This is a genomic window from Serratia inhibens, assembly GCF_003591175.1.
GTDB classification, from domain to species: Bacteria; Pseudomonadota; Gammaproteobacteria; order Enterobacterales; family Enterobacteriaceae; genus Serratia; species Serratia inhibens.
In genome coordinates this window covers 891,211-912,396 of record NZ_QYYG01000001.1, presented here as the reverse complement: position 1 = coordinate 912,396, position 21,186 = coordinate 891,211, and the positions used below count along the sequence as shown (strand labels likewise).

Here is a 21,186-nt window from a genome sequence, read left to right as displayed (position 1 = left end):
CCTGAGTGCGATTATAACGGAAGTTTGGCCCCGTGGATCGGGGCCGGAACGACAGAATTTATTCGTGATGATGGGAATCGTGCTGGCGGGCGAAGGTGACCTGCATGCGCGCACCGCCGAGCGGGCTGTCGCTGATGCTGATGGTACCGTCATACTGCTCGATGATCTCCGCCGCAACGGACAATCCCAACCCCTGACCGGGGCGCAGGGTGTCTACGCGCTGGCCACGCTGGAAGATCAGCTCGCGCTTGCTTTCCGGAATGCCCGGCCCGTCGTCGTCGATCACGATGGTGAGGTTTTTATCGGAGTGAAGTGAGGTAATTTCAACGAACTCCAGGCAGTATTTGCAGGCGTTTTCCAATACGTTGCCCATCACTTCCATAAAGTCGTTCTTTTCCCCGATAAAGGTCACTTCCGGCGAAATATCCAGCGTGATCACCACGCCTTTACGCTGATACACCTTGTTGAGCGCCACGGTCAGGCTGTCCAACAGCGCGGGTACGGAGTGGATCTCACGGGTCAGTACCGTTTGCCCCGAACTGATGCTGGCGCGATGCAGGTAGTAGCCAATTTGCTGCGAGATGCGGCTGATTTGGTCCAGCATGATCGGTTCGACCTCTTCGATGGTGGTCTGTTTACCGGTGCGCAACGAACGCAACGTGGTTTGCAGCACCGCCAGCGGCGTTTTCAGGCTATGGGTCAGATCGGACAGCGTGGTGCGGTATTTGGTGTAACGCTGGCGCTCATTGCGCAGCAAAATGTTCAGATTGCGCACCAACCCGCGCAGCTCGCTGGGGGGATTTTCGTCGAGCTGTTCGCGCTCACCGTTCTCCAGTTCGCCGACCTGATTCACCAGCGCCTTGATCGGGCGCAGGCTCCAGTAAGCCGCCAGCCACAACAACGGCACCACTAGCAGCAGGTTGGCCAGCAGCACATAGCTGAACCATTCCCAGACCACGTCCGAACGCTGCAGCTCCTGCGGGATGGTGTCGACCACCACAATGGTCAGCGCAGGCAACCGCGAGGTTGCCGCGTAGGTGTTGACCGCCACGGAGTGCGTCAGCGCATTTTGGTCGTTGTCGTCATAGTTTTTCAGCTGATCCTGCGCTTTGGGGTTGTTGCCCAGCACTTCGCTACTGATGCGGGTATCGGTATCAATTTCGTAGAAGTCGGATTTCTCCAGCCACTCTTTGTTGATGCGCTTTTCCAGCTCCGGCAACTGGCGCTGGCTCCACAGCAGATTGCCCTTGTCGTCGTAAATAAACACCAGGGTAGGAAAGTTGAGATCGAGGTCGGGCGGAATGGCGATAGTGAGCTTGTTGTCTTTCCATTGCGCCAGGCTGAAGAACAGGTTGCTTTCACCGCGCAGCAAGCGGAAGGCGGTCTTGTCGAAGCTGACGATATAACCGACCACCGCCACCAGGCCGTAAGAGAGCGACAGCGCCAGGATCACCCCGGCGGTCGCCATCAAAAAGCGCGCGCGCAGCGAAAAAGGTTTTTTATGCTTGTTGAACATGATGTTCACTTCGCATCAAAACGATAGCCCTGGCCACGAACCGTGGTGATCACTTCCTGCGGATATTCAGCCTGCAATTTTTTGCGCAGGCGGCCCATCAGCACGTCGATGGTGTGGCTTTCGCGCAGTTCCGCATCCGGATACAGCTGCAGCATCAGCGAGTCTTTGCTGACGACTTTGCCGGCATTGCGGATCAAGGTTTCGATAATGGTGTATTCGAACGCGGTCAGTTTGATTTGCTGTTCCCCGACGCTCAGCTCGCGGCGCGACAGATCGATCTGGAACGGCGGCAAGACGATCACCTGGGAAGCCAGGCCGCTGTTGCGGCGCATCAACGCCTGCATGCGGGCGATCACTTCTTCCAGGTGGAAGGGTTTGGTGACATAGTCGTCGGCGCCGGCTTCCAGCACCGCCACTTTGTCCTGCCAGCTTTCGCGTGCGGTCAGCACCAAAATGGGCAGCTTCATCTGGTGAGCGCGCCAGCGGCGGATCAGGCTCAGGCCATCTTCGCCCGGCAGGCCGAGATCGACAATCGCGATGTCCGGCGCATGTTCCTGCAGGAAATAATCGGCTTCCTTGGCATCTTCCGCAGCATCGACCTGATGGCCCATCTCGCGCATCTGTACGGAAAGGTGGTGGCGCAGCAAACCGTTATCTTCAACAACCAATACTCGCATGGCGGACTCCTGTGGCTATGCGGGTGAACATCCTGTCACCCCGCTTTAAAAGGTACACGCTCTTCAGCGTGTGAGGGATAGCGTGCGGCTACCTTACCCATTGATCGTGAATGTTGACGTTATGGTAGGTAGAACCCGCTGTTACCGCAAGAGACGCTGAGCGTTGGCGGGAAATAAGCGCTATCGATTTTATGTTCGCCGTCATTATCGGCAAGGGCTAATAAACGCCGAATAAACAATGGCGGAGCAAAGTTAAACAAAACTTAAACAGACGGGTGTTGAAGGAGCGCTCTAAAGCGCAGGCTGCTGAGTAATGAAAAGTGACGGGCGCAGAAGGCGCGCCCGGGATGAACTACTGCCGAGCGGGTTTTGCTGCGCTGTTTTTACGGATCTCCCGAACCTGTTCTGCGGTCACCGCCGGGGCATGATTACCCCAACTGCTGCGCACAAAACTGGCAACCTGGGCGACTTGTTCGTCGCTCAGCCGCCAGCCGAAGTCCGGCATGGTCAGCCCGGTGGGGGCGCTGACGGTCATCGGTGTGCGGGAGCCGTTGATAATAATGCTGATCAGCGAAGAGGGATCCTCGTCTAACAGCGCCGGGTTGTGCGCCAACTGCGGGAAAGTATCGCGATAACCCAGGCCATTACTGCGGTGGCAGGCAGCGCAGTTATCCAGATAGGTTTGCGCGCCAGGCCGGCTGACATCGCCGCTAAACAGCGCTTTCGCCGTTTTGGCGTCGGCCTGCGGCGGCTTTTGCCGGCTGTCGCCCGGCAGTGATTGCAGGTAGCCGGCGATCGCCTGCAAATCGGCGTCGCTCAGGTGCTGGGTGCTGTCCTGTACGACGTCCACCATCGAGCCAAAAGCGGCAAACCTCGGGTTGTGGCCGGTTTTCAGGAAGCGGGTGATATCTTCCGTTCGCCAATTGCCCAACCCGCCGACCGGGTCTGCGCGCAGACTGGCGGCGTGCCAGCCCTCCAGCGTGCCCCCGCTCAAATAGGCGCTGTCGCTCTGGGTGAGCGCTTTCTCCTGGAAACCGATGCCACGCGGCGTGTGGCAGGTGCCGCAGTGCCCCAGGCCCTGAACCAGATAGGCGCCGCGGTTCCATTCGGCGCTCTGCTTGGCATCCGGCCGGTAGCTGCCGTCCTCGCGAAACGCCAGATTCCATAGCGCCAGCGGCCAGCGCATATTCAGCGGCCAGGGAATATCGCTTTTCTTATTTTGCTGTGCTACCGGCTTAACCTGACGGGTGAAGTACAGATATAGATCGCGCACATCATCGTCGCTGATTTTGGCAAATGACGGGTAGGGCATGGCCGGATACAGCCGGGTGCCGTCGCGTGCCATGCCTTTGCGCAACGCGTCGCTGAACTCTTGCTGGCTGTATTCGCCGATGCCGGTCTGTTTGTCCGGCGTGATGTTGGTCGAGTAAATGGCGCCGATCGGGGTGGTCATTTTCAGGCCGCCGGCAAAGGGAACGCCGCCGGGAGCGGTATGGCAGGCCGCGCAGTCGCCCGCACGCGCCAGATATTCCCCGTGCTGGATCCTTTGTGCATCGTCGGCCGCCTGTGCCGCACCGGCGCTAAGCATCACCAGCGCTAACAGTGAAGGGGTAAATCCTTTCATATAAGCTCCTTATGATGCCGTCAGGCCTGAACCAGCGGGCCGGGATTTTTCAGATACTGATTACGGATCGCCTCGGCCGAGTGGTAGGCCAGCGCACCGACGATACCGGTAGGGTTGTAGGCCTGGTTCTGCGGGAAGGCACAGGCGCCGGTGACAAACACGTTTGGCACATCCCAGCACTGCAGATACTTATTCACCACGCTGGTGGCCGGGCTGTCGCCGATAATGGCCCCGCCGGTAGTGTGCGTCGACTGATAAGGCCGCACATCATAATGGTCACCGGTTTTCTTCACCGACACCGCTATCTGTTTGGGTTTCATGGCGTTGGCGATACCCACCATTTTGCCGGTGATGTGCTGCGTCATTTTGATCTCATTTTGTTTCCAGTCGAAAGTCATGCGCAGCAGCGGCAGGCCGTAAGCGTCCTTGTAGGTCGGGTCCAGATCCAGATAGCAATCGCGGTACGGCATCACCGAGCCTTCGGAGCCGATACTCATCGAGTGCGGGTAGTTATCCTTGATACCCTGTTTCCAGCCGCTGCCCCAACCGGGAGTGCCTGGCGGCAGCATCATTTGCTGAATCGGCCGCCCGCCGGAGCGGGTAGCGGAGATATAGGCGCCGCCGATAAAGCCCAAATCGGCATGATCGAAGTTTTCACCGTTCAGATCGTCGATCACCATACCGGCCGCACCTGCGCCGATAAACGGATTGAAGTGGGTATCCGGGCCGTAAAACAGCGAGATACCGCTGTTCATCTGGTAGGCGTAGTTCTTGCCGACCACGCCTTCGCCGGTCACCGGATCGTAAGGTTTGCCGATGCCGGAGAGCAACAGCAGGCGAACGTTATGCAACTGGAAAGCGCTGAGGATCACCAGTTCGGCCGGCTGTTCGATCTCTTGCCCCTGCGCGTTGATGTAAGTGACGCCGGTGGCTTTCTTGCCGCTGCTGTCCAGATTCACTTTGATCACCTGCGCCTGGGTGCGCAGTTCAAAGTTTTTACGTTTGGTCAGCACCGGCAGAATGGTGGTCTGCGGCGACGCCTTGGAGTACATAAAGCAACCGAAGCGCTCGCAATAGCCGCAAAAATTGCAGGGTCCGAGCTGGACACCGTAAGTATTGGCGTAGGGCTCGGAGCAGTTGGCGGCTGGAACGGGGAACGGGTGGTAACCCAGGGACTCGGCGGCCTGGCCAAACAGCGAACCTGAGTAGAGCTGTTTTAGCGCCGGTGTAGGGTATTCACTGCTGCGTGGCCCTTCGAACGGGTTGCCGCCGTTGATGATGTTGCCCTGCAGGTTACCGGCCTTACCGGCGGTGCCGCAGACCTTTTCGAATTTATCGAAGTAAGGCTCCAACTCTTGGTAGCTGAGCGGATAATCCTGCAACGTCATGCCTTCCGGGATCCATTTGGCGCCGTATTTTTCATTAAGGGTGGTATGCAACTTTAAATCTGAAGGCAGCGCGCGCCAGTGCATGCCGTTCCAGTGAACGCCGGCGCCGCCGACGCCGTTGCCGGGCAGAAATGAACCGAGCTGGCGATAGGGCACCGCGAAGTCGGCTGGGGTGTGGCGCACGGTCACGGTTTCATTCGCCATTTCCTGCGCCAGCTTCAGGCGGATACCGTAGGTCAATTCGTCGGCAATGCGCGGGTAGGCGAAGTCCGGGTAGGTGTCACGCCGTTCGCCGCGCTCAAGCGCCAGCACGCTCAGGCCGCTTTCGGTCAACTCCATTCCCATTATGGCGCCGGTCCAGCCAAACCCGACGATCACCACGTCTACCGGCGGTTTTTTAATTGCGCTCATTTATGCATTCCTTTTGCTTGAGATACTGACCGGGCCGAGAGGATAAGGCTGATTGGGCCGGTTGACCCAATCGGTGTAATCCGCCCGTGCGCCGGGAAAACCGATCAACTTCCATGAGGCCAATGTCTGATTGCCGCCGTGAACCGGGTCGGCCAGATACCCCTCTTTGGTATTGGCCAGCAGTTGATTGAAAAACAGCGTGCCGGGCAGAGAATCGGAATCCAGTTGGCCGTGTTCCAGCGCCGTCAGCAACTGTTCCTGCTCGGCGTGGCCGAGATCGGCAAAGGCTTTTTGGAACTGCCGCCGGCAGTGGGCATTAATCTCGCGAATGCCGGTTCGATAGGTTTCACGTGGCGTCAATTTGGACTGGTAGCCCAATTCCGGCGCGGAAGGCACGAACGGCGGATGCATATACCACAGCCCGCCGTGGCCGTAGGGGGTTTCCATTTGCCTGTCGATAAACACCGGTACGTCCTGATCTACCGCGCCGGGGCCGTTAGCATCGCTCGGGATGAGCCGATCGCAGGCTGCCAGCAGAAAACGCCATTCGTCGTTATTGAAATAAACCGGCACATAGTGGGCAGAGACGCCGGCGGCGGGCGCGGCTTTCGTTTCCAGCGCCATCATGCCGCTACTCGCGGCGGCCAACGGGATTAATGCCAGGGTCTTTTTTAGAAAGGTACGCCGAGGCGGCGTGGGGTTGTGCTGTTGCGACATAATTCCACCTTGAACATGTTTCACAGTAAATGCCCGCGCAGGCAAGACGAGCCTGCACCGCCGCTATCCGGCAGCAGTAAACGGGCAAGGTCGGGTTATGGAAATTAGATCAACCATATAATTAGCTTGCTAATTGTATGGTTGTTTAAGTGTAGGGCTTGCGCGGTAAATGGAACAATAAATGATCTGTTTCAAAACATTTTATTTACAGTGGGTTTGATTCCGAACATTTTCCTGGTATGCCCGCGAAGGGGCTGAAATAAGGTAAAGTGGGGCCGTAAAACACCCCCCTCCCTCAGACCGGAGCACCATGAAACACAGCCCCACCTCCCCAGACAGCCTACAGGCTACCTTTGTCCGGCATTTGCAACAGGGCATGACGCGCAAAGCGGCGTTGCATCTGACTATCAAACAGCAGGTGACGGCGGGGGAGCTGCAATATCTGGCGAAACTTCCCCCCAGCCGGGTGCTGGCTGCCCGGTTGGGGATTTCACGCGCTACCGTAGAGCTGACCTATGCCCAACTGGAAGCCGAAGGCTACATTGCCCGCGCGGTAGGGCGCGGCAGCTTTGTCAGTTATCAGCGAAGCACCCTGATTGGCCGCGAGCTGTTGGCGGCGGGCGATGCCGAAAGTGCACTGCTGGCGGAGCGGGAACTGAGCGCGCATGGCCGCTCGTTGCTGGTGGCCGCCCATGTGCCGCATACCAGCCGCGCCAGTTCACTTACGCCGTCACTGCCTGACCTGCGGCTGTTCCCGATAGATAACTGGCTGCAACTGGAAAGGCTGGCGGTTCGGCAGTACGGCGAACGTCTGTTGGGCTATGCCGATCCCCAGGGATTGGTGGAGCTGAGGGGCGAGATCATTGAGTATCTGCGGCGTGAAAGGGGCGTTAAGGCCAGTGTGGAGCAGGTTATCGTGCTGACCAGTTCCCAACAGGCGCTGTCGCTGTGTACCCAGGTGTTGTTCAATCCTGGCGACAGGGTATTTGTTGAAGAGCCGGGTTATCAGGGGGCTAAAAAGCTGGTGCAGTCTGCGGGGATCATCGCCCAGCCTGTCGCGGTCGATCATGACGGAATGGATATTGATGCATTAATCGACGCGCGCCACATCGGGCGGGGCGTGTATGTCACGCCATCTCATCATTATCCGCTGGGGCATTCGCTCAGCATCGACAGAAGATTAAAATTGCTGGAATGGGCGCAGCAGCACAAGGCCTGGATTATTGAAGATGATTACGATTCCGAATTCAATTATGACGGGCTGACCAGGGCCTCGTTACAGGGGTTGGATAAATATCAACGCACGCTGTATATCGGCACCTTCAGCAAAACCCTGTTTCCGGGGCTGCGCATTGGTTTTATCATCGTTCCGCCACAGTTGATCAAGCCTATGGTGGCCGCCAAACAATTCCAGGATGGTTATACCTCTGCGTTGCCGCAAATGACCCTGTTCCGCTTTTTAAATGGCGATTTTTATGCCGAACACTTAAGGAATATGCGCAAGCTGTATAAGGCCAGGCTCGATATTCTGCATGCGGCGGTCCATCAGTATCTTGCTGCCTGGACCCGGCCGCCGCTGCCGCAGGGCGGGTTGCAATTGGTATGCCCGCTGGCGGATGCGGCTACCGAGCGGCGCTTGATTCAGGCCGCCGCCGCGCAGGGAATGAAGGTCTATGGGTTGGCGGATTTTTACACCGGCCAACCTCGGGAAGGGGCGCTGGTGTTTGGCTTCTCGGCCTACACACCGGATGAAATCGTCAAGTTCATCAAAAAATTATCCTCTGTTTTCAGCGCGCTGCCGCAGGCCGATTAAAGGCGTTTATGTCGTCAAAATTGGTCTGCTCACTGTTATTAATTGGTCTGTATTCAGCCCGCAATGGCCGGTGTACCCTGTTGGCATTAGGTTATTTCTCTTGTGGAAATAATATCTTAAAACCAGAGAGGCACTATGCACCCAGTAAGCAATGACGTTGTGGTACGCAAAATACAAAACGGCGATAAATCGCAGTGGTTGGATCTGTGGCAGGGATATCTTCATTTTTATCGTGCGGAAATTGCCGCGCAGGTCACTGAGCACACTTTTGAGCGCTTATGCTCGGATCAGCAGGTCTATGGGCTGGTGGCGGAAGACGCAAACGGCAATCTTCTGGGGTTGATGAACCTGATTTTCCACCCTTCAACCTGGAGCTCCGCCGGCTATTGCTATATTGAAGATCTCTATGTTTCCCCGGTGGCGCGTGGCAAGAAGGTGTCCGAAAAGTTATTTAAGCAGGCTTATCAGCTTGCCAATGAAAAGGGCAGCGATCGGGTTTACTGGATGACGCAGGAATATAACGCCCCGGCACGTTCGCTGTACGACAAAATAGGCAAAAGAAGTTCGTTTATCATCTATACCCGTTAATTACCGACTGTGAGGGGCTGTATGGCGTTCAATCAATTCGGGCAGCCGGTGGGCGAGCCATTAACCGATTGGCGGGTGCCGCAACGGCCTGCCGGAGAGCCGCTTGACGGGCGTTTTTGTTTTCTGAAAGCGCTTGATCCGCAGCGGGATCATGCCGCCCTGTTCAGCGCATTCCAACTGGCCCCAGATGGCCGCGACTGGACCTATTTACCCAGCGAGCGGCCGGACAGCGCGGCGGCGATGTTGCAACATCTGACCCAGCTTCAGGCTAACCCCGCGTTGGTGAATATGACGGTGTTCGATAGCGCCAGCCAGGCACCGGTCGGCACCGTAGCTTATATGCGCATCGATGAAGGCAACGGCGTGCTGGAGATTGGCCACGTCAGCTGGTCGCCGGCGATGAAACAACGTTCCAGCGCAACGGAGGCCGTTTATCTGATGCTGCGGCACCTGTTCGATGATTTGGGTTATCGCCGCTGTGAATGGAAGTGCGACAGCCACAACGCGCCGTCCAGACAGGCGGCGGCAAGGTTCGGGTTCAATTACGAGGGCCGGTTCAGGTATGCGGTGATCACCAAGGGCCGCAGCCGCGATACCGATTGGTTCGCCATCACCTCGGATCGCTGGCCGGCCATTAAAGCCGCCTTCGAGCAGTGGTTGAGCCCCGACAACTTCAATGCGCAGGGGCAGCAGAAGCAGCGATTGCAGGCATTTATGCGTTGAGGTTCTAAAATACGAAAGGCGGCCAGTTGGCCGCCTTTCTGTTTTCTGACCGGACAGGTTATTTCAGCTCGTCAACCATGGTGGCGGCGCGGCCAATGTAGTTAGCCGGGGTCATGGCTTTCAGGCGGGTTTTCTCTTCTTCCGGCAGCGCCAGACCTTCGATAAACGCCTGCATGCCGGCGGCATCCACGCGCTTGCCACGGGTCAGCTCTTTCAGCTTCTCGTACGGTTTTTCGATGCCGTAACGGCGCATCACGGTCTGGATCGGTTCGGCCAGCACTTCCCAGTTGTGATCCAGCTCGTCCAGCAGGTGCGCCTGGTTGACTTCCAGCTTGCTGATGCCTTTCATGGTCGCCTGATAGGCGATCAGCGCATAGCCCAGGCCCACGCCCAGATTACGCAGCACGGTGGAGTCGGTCAGGTCACGCTGCCAGCGGGAAACCGGCAGTTTGCTGGCCAGGTGGCCCAGCACCGCGTTGGACAGGCCCAGGTTGCCTTCGGAGTTCTCGAAGTCGATCGGGTTGACCTTGTGCGGCATGGTGGAAGAACCGATTTCACCGGCGATGGTCTTCTGCTTGAAGTGATTCAGGGCGATGTAACCCCAGATATCACGGTCGAAGTCGATCAGGATGGTGTTGAAGCGCGCCACGCAGTCGAACAGCTCGGCGATGTAGTCGTGCGGCTCGATCTGAGTGGTGTACGGGTTCCAGGTGATGCCCAGCGAGGTGACGAAGGCTTCGCTGAACTGGTGCCAGTCCACTTCCGGGTAAGCGACGATGTGGGCGTTGTAGTTGCCGACCGCACCGTTGATTTTACCCATGATCTCAACGCGTTCCAGCTGACGGAACTGGCGTTCCATGCGGTAGGCCACGTTGGCGAACTCTTTACCTACGGTCGACGGGGTCGCCGGCTGGCCGTGGGTACGGGACAGCAAAGGAATGTCGCGATATTCCAGCGCCAGGCCCTTGATCGAATCGATGATTTTGCGCCAGTACGGCAGCACCACGTCCTGACGTGCGGTTTGCAGCATCAGCGCGTGGGACAGGTTGTTGATATCTTCTGAGGTGCAGGCAAAGTGGATGAACTCGGAAACCGCCTGCAGGGCAGGGACGGCTTCCACTTTTTCCTTCAGGAAATACTCAACCGCTTTCACGTCGTGGTTGGTGGTGCGTTCGATAGTCTTGATGCGCTGCGCGTCTTCTTCGCTGAATTCTGCGACGATCTTGTCGAGGAAAGCGTTTGCGTCGGCGTCAAAAGCGGGAACTTCCTTGATTTCTGCGCAGGCGGCCAGTTTTTGCAGCCAACGTACTTCAACCTGCACGCGGAATTTCAGCAGACCGTATTCGCTGAAAATGGTGCGCAGTGCGCTGACTTTATCACCGTAGCGTCCATCAACGGGTGAAACGGCGGTCAGTGAGGATAATTCCATCGGTAGCAACTCCTGGGATCGATTAACAATGAGCAACGATATTTTGCGCCTGTTTAAACAGACGATTACGAGAAAACATTAATTGCAGGCGGCTGCCGCCAACCTGTTGCCACAGCACGGCGGCACGGATGCCGGCCAGCAGCGTGGCGCGAACCTTGGCCTGCACCTGGGTGTTCTGCAGGATCGCCGGCGATCCTATCACCTGGATGCGCGGCCCGAGCGGGCTGACCACGTCGACATAAATGCCGGCCAGCGCGCTGATAATGGTGTCTGATTCCAAATCAAAATGCGCCAACTGGCGCTCCAGCTGGCCGAGGCGTTCGCCAAGCTGGTCCATCGCCTGCTTGTTGGCGTTGAGCTTGCGCTCCAGCACCATCAGGCTGATGGTGTAGCGAGTCAGTTCGGCACCCGGCCCCTTGTTATTGGCATTGAGCACGCCCATCAGCGTCTCGAGGCCCATTTTCAGGTTGCGTTCTTCACCGCCGAACACCGCCAGCGTGGAAGGCGGATCCATTTGCAGCAGGCTGCTCAACGAGACATGCAAGGCGTCTTTATCGCATTGCCCTTCGTGCGCCAACTGCTGGACCAGACGCGCCGACTGGCTGATTCCAGCCATCGCCAGCGTAATGTCATAATAATTCTTCGCCACGGTTACTCCTGTAAACGCTGTTCGATAATGCCGCCGCCGAGGCAGATTTCGTCCTGATAAAACACGGCTGACTGGCCTGGGGTGACGGCGGCGACCGGCTCGTCGAAACGCACTTCGATGCGCTGGTCATCCAGCGGCGTAACGGTGCAAGGGATATCTTGCTGGCGGTAACGGGTTTTCACCGTACAGCGCAATGGCCCGCTCAGCGGCAGGCGATCGACCCAATGCAACTGTTGCGCGATCAGGCCAGTGGACATCAGGCGCGGGTGATCATGCCCCTGAGCGACCACCAGCACGTTGTTGGCGACGTCTTTGTCGACCACGTACCACGGATCTTCGCTGCTGTCCTTCATGCCGCCGATGCCCAGCCCTTTGCGCTGGCCGAGGGTGTGATACATCAGCCCCTGATGCTCGCCGACGGTCTGGCCATCGACGCTGACGATAGGGCCTGGCTGCGCCGGCAGGTAGCGGCCGAGGAAATCACGGAATTTGCGCTCGCCGATAAAACAGATGCCGGTAGAGTCTTTTTTCTTGGCGGTAACCAGCTCCAGTTGCTCGGCGATGCGGCGCACCTCCGGCTTTTCCAGTTCACCGACCGGGAACAGGCTTTGCGCGACCTGCTCGTGGCTCAGGGTGTACAGGAAGTAGCTTTGGTCTTTGTTGCCGTCGACGCCGCGCAGCAGGCGGCTTTTGCCGTCCACGTCCTGGCGGCGCACGTAGTGCCCGGTGGCGATAAAGTCAGCCCCCAGATCTTCTGCGGCGAACTCCAGGAAGGCTTTGAATTTGATTTCTTTATTGCACAGGATGTCCGGGTTCGGCGTGCGGCCGGCCTTGTACTCTTCGAGGAACAGCTCAAAAACGTTGTCCCAGTACTCTGCCGCGAAGTTCACCGTATGCAACTCGATGCCGAGTTTGTCGCATACTGCCTGCGCGTCGGCCAAATCGGTCGCTGCGGAGCAATATTCTTCGTCGTCGTCCTCTTCCCAGTTCTTCATAAACAGCCCAGCGACCTGATAGCCCTGCTGCTGTAACAAATAGGCAGTAACGGAAGAGTCGACGCCGCCGGACATACCGACGATTACTTTTTTCTGGCTGTTATCTGACATGGGAGTCTCACGAACTTGAACACGAACCGTGCGATAAAAAACAAGCGCAGGATTTTACCACGTTGGCCGCGCCGGCGCACGGCACTTATTCATCTCAGAACGGCCAATCATAGCTGCTGACCAAGGAGAGCGGATAGCGCTCCGGCTGCTGGTAACAGCGGAGGCTTTCCGCAACCAGCGCGGAACGCAGGTTGGGTGCCTGTAAAATCTCTTCGGCGCTCAGCCACAGGCAGCGGTCGATATCGCTGTCTTGCGGCTCGGTGGGCAGGGGATGCTCCAGCTCAATGACAAAACAAAAGCGCAAAAACGGCGTGTTGTCCGGGGCGATCCACTGGTGCAGCTTGAGGAACGACTGCGGCGTGGCGCGGATGCCGGTTTCTTCCCACAGTTCGCGTTCGGCGGCTTGCACCAGGGTTTCATCGGCCTCCAGGTGGCCGGCCGGCTGATTCCATAACGCTTTATTGTTGATGGTCTCTTCGACGATCAGAAACTTCCCGGCGGCGTGAACCACGCAGGCAACGGTGACGTGCGGTTTAAACATAACGGCCCCTTACAGCGGCTGGTTGATGTGCTGGCATACCCTTGGTTTTTCCCGCAGTTGACTACAGCGAATCAAGGGTTTTCCATTCGCCAGGTTGTAATGCACCCAGGGAAAGCTCGCCCATACTGTAGCGAATCAGGCGCAGGGTAGGGAACCCGATATGCGCGGTCATGCGACGCACCTGGCGATTTCGGCCCTCGAACAGGGTGATTTTCAGCCAGGCGGTGGGGATCGCCTTGCGTTCGCGGATCGGCGGGTTGCGCGGCCACAGCCATTCCGGCTCGCTGACCAACTCCACGCCGGCCGGCAGAGTGGGGCCGTCTTTGAGCGTCACGCCGCTGCGCAGCGGCGCCAGATCGGCTTCCTGCGGCGCGCCTTCCACCTGGACGTAATACACTTTACCGGTGCGTTTGCCCGGCTGGGTGAGCTGCGCTTGCAGCTTGCCGTCATTGGTCAGCACCAATAATCCTTCGCTGTCGCGATCCAGCCGCCCGGCGGCGTATACATCGGGAAAAGGAATGTATTCTTTCAGCGTGGCGCGGCCGGCCTCATCGGTAAATTGGGGGAGCACATCGAAGGGCTTATTGAATAACACCACGCGGCGCGGACCCTGTGCTACAGCGGGTTTGGCGGCATTCGGTCGGCTGAATCGTTTAACGTTGTGATTTTTAACAGGGAATTTTTTCATAACAGTTGAGATTACGGATGATAGGCGCATTATAACCGAATCCGTTTCGGATTGGCGCGGACTGAATATTCGAGTAGTATCTACACGCATCTTACAAAGCATTAACAAAAATTGCGCTTGAAGGAGAGGTTGATGGAAAGCAAAGTAGTTGTTCCGGCAGAAGGTAAACAGATTACGGTCGATGCCCAGGGTAAACTGGTTGTTCCGAATAACCCGATCATCCCGTTCATCGAAGGCGACGGCATTGGCGTTGACGTTACCCCTGCTATGATTCACGTGGTTGATGCGGCTGTGAAAAAGGCCTACCACGGCGAACGTAAAATCTCCTGGATGGAAATCTACACCGGTGAAAAATCCACTCACGTTTACGGGAAAGACGTGTGGCTGCCGGAAGAAACCCTGGATCTGATCCGTGACTACCGCGTTGCCATCAAAGGCCCGCTGACTACCCCGGTCGGTGGCGGTATTCGCTCCCTGAACGTGGCTCTGCGCCAGCAACTGGACCTGTACGTGTGTCTGCGTCCGGTGCGTTACTACCAGGGCACCCCTAGCCCGGTTAAACAGCCAGAGCTGACCGACATGGTGATCTTCCGCGAAAACGCCGAAGACATCTACGCGGGTATCGAATGGAAAGCCGGTTCTGCCGAAGCAGACAAAGTGATCAAGTTCCTGCGCGACGAAATGGGCGTGAAGAAAATCCGCTTCCCGGAACAATGCGGTATCGGCGTCAAGCCATGTTCCGAAGCAGGGACCAAGCGTCTGGTACGTGCGGCGATCGAATACGCAATCACCAACGACCGTGACTCTGTGACCCTGGTTCACAAAGGCAACATCATGAAGTTCACCGAAGGTGCCTTCAAGGATTGGGGCTACGAACTGGCGCGCGAAGAGTTCGGCGGCGAACTGATCGACGGCGGCCCGTGGCTGAAAATCAAGAACCCGAACACCGGTAAAGAGATCGTGGTTAAAGACGTGATCGCCGACGCCTTCCTGCAGCAAATCCTGCTGCGCCCGGCGGAATACGACGTGATCGCCTGTATGAACCTGAACGGTGACTACATCTCCGACGCCCTGGCCGCACAGGTTGGCGGTATCGGTATCGCACCGGGCGCCAACATCGGTTCCGATTGCGCGCTGTTCGAAGCGACCCACGGCACCGCACCTAAGTATGCCGGCCAGGACAAAGTGAACCCAGGTTCCATCATCCTGTCCGCAGAAATGATGCTGCGTCACATGGGCTGGTTCGAAGCGGCTGACCTGATCGTTAAAGGCATGGAAGGCGCTATCGCTGCCAAAACCGTGACCTATGACTTCGAACGCCTGATGGAAGGCGCTAAACTGCTGAAATGTTCAGAGTTTGGCGACGCTATCGTTAAACATATGTAAGTGTGATTTAGCGTTTGAATAAGAACGGGAGCCTTGGGGCTCCCGTTTTTTATTATTCAAACTGCAACGGTTATCAAAACGTTATCAAAATAAGTTATCAAAACTCGGCAGTTTTGGTACTTAACTACACCTATCCAGTAAATCTGCGCCCTGAACAGACAAATCCCATTTAATCACTGCCTGTCCTACGGTTGACCATTTTTCGGGTGGTAGTCTCGCAAGTGAATTAATCCTATCACGTGAATTCTGGAATAATGTCCTTGGGGGATATATCGTCAATCAATGAATTCAAAGCTGCTGTCCTCGATACGTTCATATGGGGGAAAACGACACCGGTCACCATATCAGACAGTTACTTCACGGTCTTCAGAACGGCAATGATCTGGTGCTCAGTGAATCGGGCTTTTCGCATGGTGATCTCTTCAAAAGACATATTCAGTATGTCGGAATATCTCTAAAAGTGAACGGTTCGTTTTGCAGGGATGCTTACACCGGAACCATCAGAAGTACAGCATTTATAATGTGAGTTGACCAGTCTGTATGGCTTTAATAATTGCGGCGCTTCTTGAGTTTGTGTTGAATTTTTGACGCACTTTTTTAAAGTGGAAATTAACATTTGATTCTGAACAGTTGATTATTTTTGAGATTTCCCAGGTTGTTTTACCCATCAGATACCAGGAGCAAATTTCTTTTTCTCTGTTGCTTAACGTAATGGTATTACGTTTGCATTTTAGTATGTGAAAGTAATGTACGATTGCATCCCGTAACGCAACCGATCTATCGATATATTTATTTATTTTATTAATGCAGTCACTCTCATGGCAATGAAATGACAGCATCAGGCTCCCAAATTCATTGTTGATACCATGCAGGGGGAAAGATACACCATGGTGAATTCCATATCTTTTAAGATCATGAAAAAAAGTTGATTTTGTCTCCATCGTGTTCCCACTCCACACTAGGGGGATAATGTTGTGCAAGCAATATTCCACGATGGGATTCTGACTTATGCACTGTTTTTCACTTTGTTCTTTTAAAAAAGACTCATCATAATTTGTAATAATAATCGGGTTTTTTATTTCATTTTTAGTATCTGAATAAACAAGATAATACCATTCAACCTCTATAGCTGATTTCATCGAGTGAAGAAGTCTGTGGATATCATCAAAACTATCCACGGTAAAGTCTGAGTAAAAATCATATAAGTCAACTGAAGCCATGGTTACCATTCCATTTATTTAATCGGTGGGATTTTATTGTTTACAAGACTAGTGTACAGCCAGAGACTGACAACTATCTCTTTTGACAGTTGCGACATGATAATTTCGGTGAAAAAATTCATATTGAAGTTCAGACGAAATCACACTCATCGTAATTACATATGATGGTGAAATTCAATGCGAATTTAATTTTAAGAGAGGACTTATGAAACGAACTGCCGTTATTTCACTTATTGGAATGGTGTTTTTTTCGGTAAATGTATTTGCTGCAGAATCAGAAATCAGTTCGGAGGTAAAAGATGATATCGCTGATATACTGACTGCACAATACAATAACATAGCCAAAGACTGTGGAGATGAGCAATCCCCAGCATTTCTTTGCTCCGGCGTGTTAATGAGAGGGACGAGACCCGGAGTTGATTTCTGGAGGCTCAATCCATCATCAATAAAAAACAATGGAGTGTCATTCTCTTACTTGCGTAAGGATGCTAAATTCAACACTACAATTGCCAGTGCCAATGGGTTTATTCTTTTTCCGGGTAAAATGACGCCGGCAGAGAACGAACAGGTTTCGGTATTATGCTCTTATGCCCTCGATGCAAATACGTGGGGGAGGCAGGGAAACTACTGTGGTTCGCCTCCTTCTCCTGAGAAAGGGCAGTCATGTCAGGACTTTGGCGTATTTACCGCTCATCAGTTAAATAAAGCGATTGCCAGAAGGTCAGCCTGGGGGGTATGTGCATTTGATGTCAGACCTACGGCAAAAAAACCGGCTGATGCGTTTTATCAGACATTGCTCGCGATGCCGTATCTTGGAAATGGATTAAATTATAACGAAATTATGGTTAAACCTTGGGATGAAAATAATCCGAAGGGCATACCCATTGAAGCACTGTTTTACCTGAATGGCGGGGGACTAGTGTATGCGCAGCAGGATCAGCGTAGCTACAAAAATACAACAGGTAAATTTTTACCTATCGTTAAAATTGAGCTCCCTAAAGGCGTCAGCGTGCAACAATCGACAGATGCGGTCTTTAGCTATGAACCAAAAGATCAGGTGGTTGAGAAATAAACGATAGACTCTCCCTGATGATTAGCTGTAAATAATAATACCGCCCGTCGGAATATCTCGCCGTAAGTCCCCGTTATCCTGGCGTGGATTTACGGCGCATTGTAGTGGCTGCGGTTCCAATGCGTGTATTGATAACCGGCTGGCGTTCCATTTCTTTCCACCATTCAGGGCCGTAGCCCCACTCGAGAGGATCGAGGTGCAACTTATCGTTTCTCTGGTTAAGCATCAGAACTCGGGTACCTGGCGCCACGTTGTAGCGACCGATCGGAACATTGTCCAGCGTGCTGGCAAATTCAAGATCGGAGGCGAGCACGTCGAGATAGCCGGTGCAGGTCTGTACCAGGGCAAATCGTCCACACATAACCACCCCTTTTCGGTGCGGATTTAGGGTAAGTATAGGGGATGTTTCTCGAAGGGTTTCTGATCAGCATGAGAGGATTCCCCCCTCATCCCTACACCCCATAACTGTGTATAGGAGCAAAAAAGCATTATCAAAACTCGATAAGCATTTCTTGAAATCAAGTGGTTATAAATAGTGTCAAATGATGCGAACTTACTGTTTAAATCGAAATAATTAAATTCAATTTGTTATTAATAGCCATCTACTGTTGCGCCACATGGGTTGGTTCGAAGCGGCCGACCTGATTGTTAAGTGCATGGAAGGCTCAATCGCCGCCAAGACTGTGAGCTATGACTTCGAATGTTTTTATCTATGTTGCCACGAACGATTGTTATTGCGTTTATTACCCTTGTTCTTATTAAATATTAGTGTGCTTATTTTTATCTTGGTTGGTATTTGTCTGTCCTCCTGTGAGTTTATGCGCCAGGTGATATCAACTTTGAAAGTAACAAGATGAAATGAAAGGTAACTCATTGTGTGACATTGAGTTTAATATGATTTTCGCCCGTTGTTTCATTGTGCTGGGCATTAATTTTGGCTATCTTTGAATGCCGAACGGATAATTTAATATGGAGAGTGATATGAAAACCATGTTGGCTATGACGCTGGTTGCCTTAATTTCTGTAAGTGCAGCGAATACGGATGCTGCGACCACCAAAACGGTGAATGGGAAGCTTGAAACAGGCTTTGGCAACCCAACGTACAAGCAAGTGCTACATTATCGCAAGATGTATGAGAAAAAACCTTTCCCTGATGCTGAGATTTATTACTACGATAACGGCGTCTATAAAATCATTTCGCAGGGGGAAGACCATTATGGACTCTATGTGCTGCAGGGTGGATTTCAAGAACAGACTTATACCATAAGATTCGTTTCCTTGCCGTCCGCCGACTGGGGGAGTAAAACGGCATTTCATCAGCTGACTTTTATCAAGAACGATAAAGACGGTAATGGTGTGTTTATCCAGAATGCGATTGTTGATACCGGTGAAGCAATTGCTCAGCAGAATGGCACTTTTTCTCTGGAAGAGAATAAAGAGAAGGACCCAACGAATAAAGGGTGGGGAAGTTAATTTACCTCCAAACTCAAACATCAGGGCGATTCAATGGTTTTGATTCTACTCTGAGTAACCTGAATGCGCCCGGTATGAAGTGACAGTCACCGGCAGTCATTCAAGCCCTGGTATCCTTCGGGGCTTTTCTTCTGCCTCGAACGCCTGATGGCATGCGCTTTCCTAATGTGGTTTGCAAGATATTGACCTAAACCTGCTTAAATTTGTCTGCGTTGATCTATTCTTCTTCTCTACGGATATTCTATTAAAGAAGGGAATCATGAAGAGAGTTCATTTGGGATTTGGGATTTGCGCGCCGGCATTATCGCTGGTTATCGCCGCGATGTTGTTGACGGGGTGTGCAAAGACGAGTTCTGCGATTAAACCTGTGCCGTCTGATCAGGGTGTCGATGAGATGTTTGCCGCCTTCGAAGGTAAAACAGCGCCTGAACCTGGGGCGGCGGCTGACCAGTATGGCGTGCAGGTAAGGTCTGCTATTCAAAGCCATCTTCAAGATGCCGGCTCATATGCCGGTAAGCGATGTGCTTTGAGAATTATGCTGGCGCCGGATGGCATGCTTTTAGCTGTGCGAGCCGAAGAGGGTGACCCCGATCTTTGCCGTGCAGCGATAAAGGCGGCCGCAAAAGCCCGTTTTCCCAAACCGCCCTCACAAGCCGTTTATGAGACCTTTAAAAATCCCGTATTGGAATTCCGCCCCTGAGCACCTGAGTGATAGGGGAAAACGCGTCAATATTATTGGCGGCCGCTTTGGGAAACGGGAAGTGCCTCAGGCTAAGACTGATTTTTAAGGCCGGGTCTTTGCAGTTCCTGGCCTTATAGCCTGAGTGTTACAGATAATCAGAGCAGTAAGATCCCGATAGCTATTTTTACCCCCACCGTAGTGGTCAGTAAAAACCGGTTAATGCTCGTTTTCGTAGAAATTTATTTCTATCGGTACACCGTAGGTAGTGAATTTCTTAGCGCGCACTGTCTATCATTGCCCCACCATCCGGCGTGAGAGTGTATCCCGTCAGGAATTGAGCATCACGGCTCGCCAGGAATAGCACAACAGGCGCGATATCTTCCTCAGCAGAACCATAGCGACCAAGCGCATTGCTTGGAGGAGGGACGTTAACGTCGTCTCCCCACGTTTTGGCGACCGGCAAAACGTTATTCACCGTAATTTTGTCGGCAGCCCATTCCCTCGCTGCCGTGCGTGTGAGTGCCCGGACAGCCTCTTTTGCCATATTGTATGGCGCATACCCTTCCATACCCAAAACACCGGCTATTGAGCCAAAGTTGATAACGCGCCCCTCGCCGCTCTTCTTCAGCCATGGATAGCAATACTGCATTATTCGCAAATAAGACACCGGCCCCATATCAAAATTACGCTGAAGCTGTTCCACGGATAAATTCAAGACGGTGGATTGTGGTACGCTCGGGTCAAAGGCGTTGTTGACCAGAATATCGATGCCGCCGAAAGCCTTTACCGTCTGTTCGACAGCCGTTTTGATCTGTTCATCACTGTTAATGTCGCACACCACTGCGAGCGCAGATCCGCCGGCGGAGTTAATACTCTCGACAACCTTTTCTATTTCACTTGCAGTCCTTGATACTACCGCTACCTTGGCGCCTTCGGATGCCAGCAGCATTGCGATGGCACGGCCTATACCACGACTTGCCCCAGTAACAATGGCAACTTTTTCACTTACTCGGTTCATGGCAACTCCTCTCATATTTAATCTCATTACGAGCGATTAACGACAATTTGCGGATAAGGTGAAGGAAGTTCTCGTGCTGAATTTTGCGTGGCAAATGACGCGGTCAGCAACATAAGCCCCGCTAAGGCAGGTATGGCTCCGGCCGGTTTTTTGACGCCAAGATGAGCCAGTGCGGACAATATCAGATGATAGAAAACGCCCGCATAGGCCAAATCGCTCAGAAAAACGCTAAAACGCGACAAGATGGCAATCACAGCCAGAAGCTTCACCACGATAAGTACGGGGTGCAGGTAGGCAGGGTAGCCAAAATCAATCAGTGTCTGCCGCACCCATCCAGCTTTTACGACATACAGTGCCGCTGAAGTGACATACAGCAAAGCCAGCAGGGTCGTGCTCATCCAATAAATCCAAATTTCAGTCATGCAAAATTTCCTTCCGTTAATCGAAATAGTCGACCAGCAAAAG

At 53.8% G+C, this 21,186-nt stretch carries 21 protein-coding genes and 1 pseudogene; 8 read left to right on the top strand and 14 right to left on the bottom strand.

Going from position 1 to position 21,186, the window contains the following annotated elements:
* Positions 1 to 58: 58 nt before the first annotated feature.
* The 5 genes from phoQ to D4100_RS04325 all read right to left on the bottom strand — a co-directional run bounded on the left by phoQ (position 59) and on the right by D4100_RS04325 (position 6,333).
* Complete coding sequence (gene phoQ, locus D4100_RS04345) at positions 59 to 1,516, bottom strand: two-component system sensor histidine kinase PhoQ (RefSeq protein WP_006316772.1); 1,458 nt, start codon at positions 1,514 to 1,516, stop codon at positions 59 to 61.
* A gap of 5 nt (positions 1,517 to 1,521) precedes the next feature.
* Positions 1,522 to 2,193, bottom strand: coding sequence for a two-component system response regulator PhoP (gene phoP, locus D4100_RS04340; protein WP_004943295.1), 672 nt, complete (start codon positions 2,191 to 2,193; stop codon positions 1,522 to 1,524).
* A gap of 352 nt (positions 2,194 to 2,545) precedes the next feature.
* Entirely contained in the window at positions 2,546 to 3,817 is a 1,272-nt protein-coding gene (locus D4100_RS04335) for a c-type cytochrome (RefSeq protein WP_119803240.1), read from the bottom strand.
* A gap of 20 nt (positions 3,818 to 3,837) precedes the next feature.
* Positions 3,838 to 5,616: a GMC family oxidoreductase gene (locus tag D4100_RS04330; protein ID WP_119803238.1), complete on the bottom strand. Its 1,779-nt coding sequence runs from the start codon at positions 5,614 to 5,616 to the stop codon at positions 3,838 to 3,840.
* Positions 5,617 to 6,333, bottom strand: a complete 717-nt coding sequence (locus D4100_RS04325; RefSeq protein WP_006316775.1) for a gluconate 2-dehydrogenase subunit 3 family protein — start codon at positions 6,331 to 6,333, stop codon at positions 5,617 to 5,619.
* Positions 6,334 to 6,643: 310 nt separating this feature from the next.
* On the opposite strand from D4100_RS04325, the gene pdxR reads away from it, so the two are divergent.
* The 3 genes from pdxR (at position 6,644) to D4100_RS04310 (ending at position 9,457) form a co-directional block, all read left to right on the top strand.
* The gene (gene pdxR / locus D4100_RS04320; RefSeq protein WP_065506141.1) at positions 6,644 to 8,146 is read left to right on the top strand and encodes a MocR-like pyridoxine biosynthesis transcription factor PdxR; all 1,503 of its coding nucleotides are present in this window, start codon (positions 6,644 to 6,646) and stop codon (positions 8,144 to 8,146) included.
* A 135-nt stretch (positions 8,147 to 8,281) separates the two neighbouring features.
* Complete coding sequence (locus D4100_RS04315; protein WP_065506142.1) at positions 8,282 to 8,734, top strand: GNAT family N-acetyltransferase; 453 nt, start codon at positions 8,282 to 8,284, stop codon at positions 8,732 to 8,734.
* 21 nt (positions 8,735 to 8,755) lie between these two features.
* On the top strand, positions 8,756 to 9,457 hold the full coding sequence (locus tag D4100_RS04310; RefSeq protein ID WP_119803237.1) for a GNAT family N-acetyltransferase: 702 nt from the start codon (positions 8,756 to 8,758) through the stop codon (positions 9,455 to 9,457).
* A 58-nt stretch (positions 9,458 to 9,515) separates the two neighbouring features.
* Here D4100_RS04310 and purB read toward each other — a convergent pair whose 3' ends face one another.
* The 5 genes from purB to rluE all read right to left on the bottom strand — a co-directional run bounded on the left by purB (position 9,516) and on the right by rluE (position 13,870).
* Positions 9,516 to 10,886, bottom strand: coding sequence for an adenylosuccinate lyase (purB, locus tag D4100_RS04305; protein ID WP_065506144.1), 1,371 nt, complete (start codon positions 10,884 to 10,886; stop codon positions 9,516 to 9,518).
* A 22-nt stretch (positions 10,887 to 10,908) separates the two neighbouring features.
* On the bottom strand, positions 10,909 to 11,535 hold the full coding sequence (gene hflD, locus D4100_RS04300; protein WP_065506145.1) for a high frequency lysogenization protein HflD: 627 nt from the start codon (positions 11,533 to 11,535) through the stop codon (positions 10,909 to 10,911).
* Between the two features lie 2 nt (positions 11,536 to 11,537).
* Positions 11,538 to 12,641 carry a tRNA 2-thiouridine(34) synthase MnmA gene (gene mnmA, locus D4100_RS04295; RefSeq protein ID WP_065506146.1) on the bottom strand — a complete coding sequence of 368 codons (1,104 nt, stop codon included), beginning with the start codon at positions 12,639 to 12,641 and terminating at the stop codon, positions 11,538 to 11,540.
* A gap of 94 nt (positions 12,642 to 12,735) precedes the next feature.
* Entirely contained in the window at positions 12,736 to 13,182 is a 447-nt protein-coding gene (locus tag D4100_RS04290) for an NUDIX hydrolase (protein WP_065506147.1), read from the bottom strand.
* Positions 13,183 to 13,243: 61 nt separating this feature from the next.
* Positions 13,244 to 13,870, bottom strand: coding sequence for a 23S rRNA pseudouridine(2457) synthase RluE (rluE, locus tag D4100_RS04285; RefSeq protein ID WP_065506148.1), 627 nt, complete (start codon positions 13,868 to 13,870; stop codon positions 13,244 to 13,246).
* Between the two features lie 132 nt (positions 13,871 to 14,002).
* Between rluE and icd the strand changes: the two genes are divergently transcribed.
* On the top strand, positions 14,003 to 15,256 hold the full coding sequence (icd, locus tag D4100_RS04280) for an NADP-dependent isocitrate dehydrogenase (protein WP_119803235.1): 1,254 nt from the start codon (positions 14,003 to 14,005) through the stop codon (positions 15,254 to 15,256).
* A 515-nt stretch (positions 15,257 to 15,771) separates the two neighbouring features.
* Here icd and D4100_RS04270 read toward each other — a convergent pair.
* The gene (locus tag D4100_RS04270; protein WP_119803231.1) at positions 15,772 to 16,476 is read right to left on the bottom strand and encodes a helix-turn-helix transcriptional regulator; all 705 of its coding nucleotides are present in this window, start codon (positions 16,474 to 16,476) and stop codon (positions 15,772 to 15,774) included.
* 205 nt (positions 16,477 to 16,681) lie between these two features.
* On the opposite strand from D4100_RS04270, the gene D4100_RS04265 reads away from it, so the two are divergent.
* A complete protein-coding gene (locus D4100_RS04265) occupies positions 16,682 to 17,548 on the top strand; it encodes a hypothetical protein (RefSeq protein ID WP_063197749.1) in 867 nt (288 codons plus the stop codon).
* A 73-nt stretch (positions 17,549 to 17,621) separates the two neighbouring features.
* Here the strand turns inward: D4100_RS04265 and D4100_RS04260 are convergent, their stop codons facing one another.
* On the bottom strand, positions 17,622 to 17,909 hold the full coding sequence (locus D4100_RS04260) for an SOS response-associated peptidase family protein (RefSeq protein WP_119803229.1): 288 nt from the start codon (positions 17,907 to 17,909) through the stop codon (positions 17,622 to 17,624).
* Positions 17,910 to 18,153: 244 nt separating this feature from the next.
* On the opposite strand from D4100_RS04260, the pseudogene D4100_RS25885 reads away from it, so the two are divergent.
* The 3 genes and pseudogenes from D4100_RS25885 to tolA all read left to right on the top strand — a co-directional run.
* Positions 18,154 to 18,249 (top strand): annotated as a pseudogene (locus tag D4100_RS25885) (hypothetical protein); the annotation flags it as partial.
* Between the two features lie 280 nt (positions 18,250 to 18,529).
* Entirely contained in the window at positions 18,530 to 19,021 is a 492-nt protein-coding gene (locus D4100_RS04250) for a hypothetical protein (RefSeq protein WP_065506164.1), read from the top strand.
* A 172-nt stretch (positions 19,022 to 19,193) separates the two neighbouring features.
* Complete coding sequence (gene tolA, locus D4100_RS26060; protein WP_244941630.1) at positions 19,194 to 19,721, top strand: cell envelope integrity protein TolA; 528 nt, start codon at positions 19,194 to 19,196, stop codon at positions 19,719 to 19,721.
* A 256-nt stretch (positions 19,722 to 19,977) separates the two neighbouring features.
* On the opposite strand, the gene D4100_RS04240 is transcribed toward tolA, so the two are convergent.
* Both D4100_RS04240 and D4100_RS04235 read right to left on the bottom strand, forming a co-directional pair.
* Positions 19,978 to 20,721, bottom strand: coding sequence for an SDR family NAD(P)-dependent oxidoreductase (locus D4100_RS04240; protein ID WP_119804107.1), 744 nt, complete (start codon positions 20,719 to 20,721; stop codon positions 19,978 to 19,980).
* A gap of 26 nt (positions 20,722 to 20,747) precedes the next feature.
* Positions 20,748 to 21,143 carry a DoxX family protein gene (locus tag D4100_RS04235; protein ID WP_119803227.1) on the bottom strand — a complete coding sequence of 132 codons (396 nt, stop codon included), beginning with the start codon at positions 21,141 to 21,143 and terminating at the stop codon, positions 20,748 to 20,750.
* Between the last annotated feature and the right edge of the window lie 43 nt (positions 21,144 to 21,186).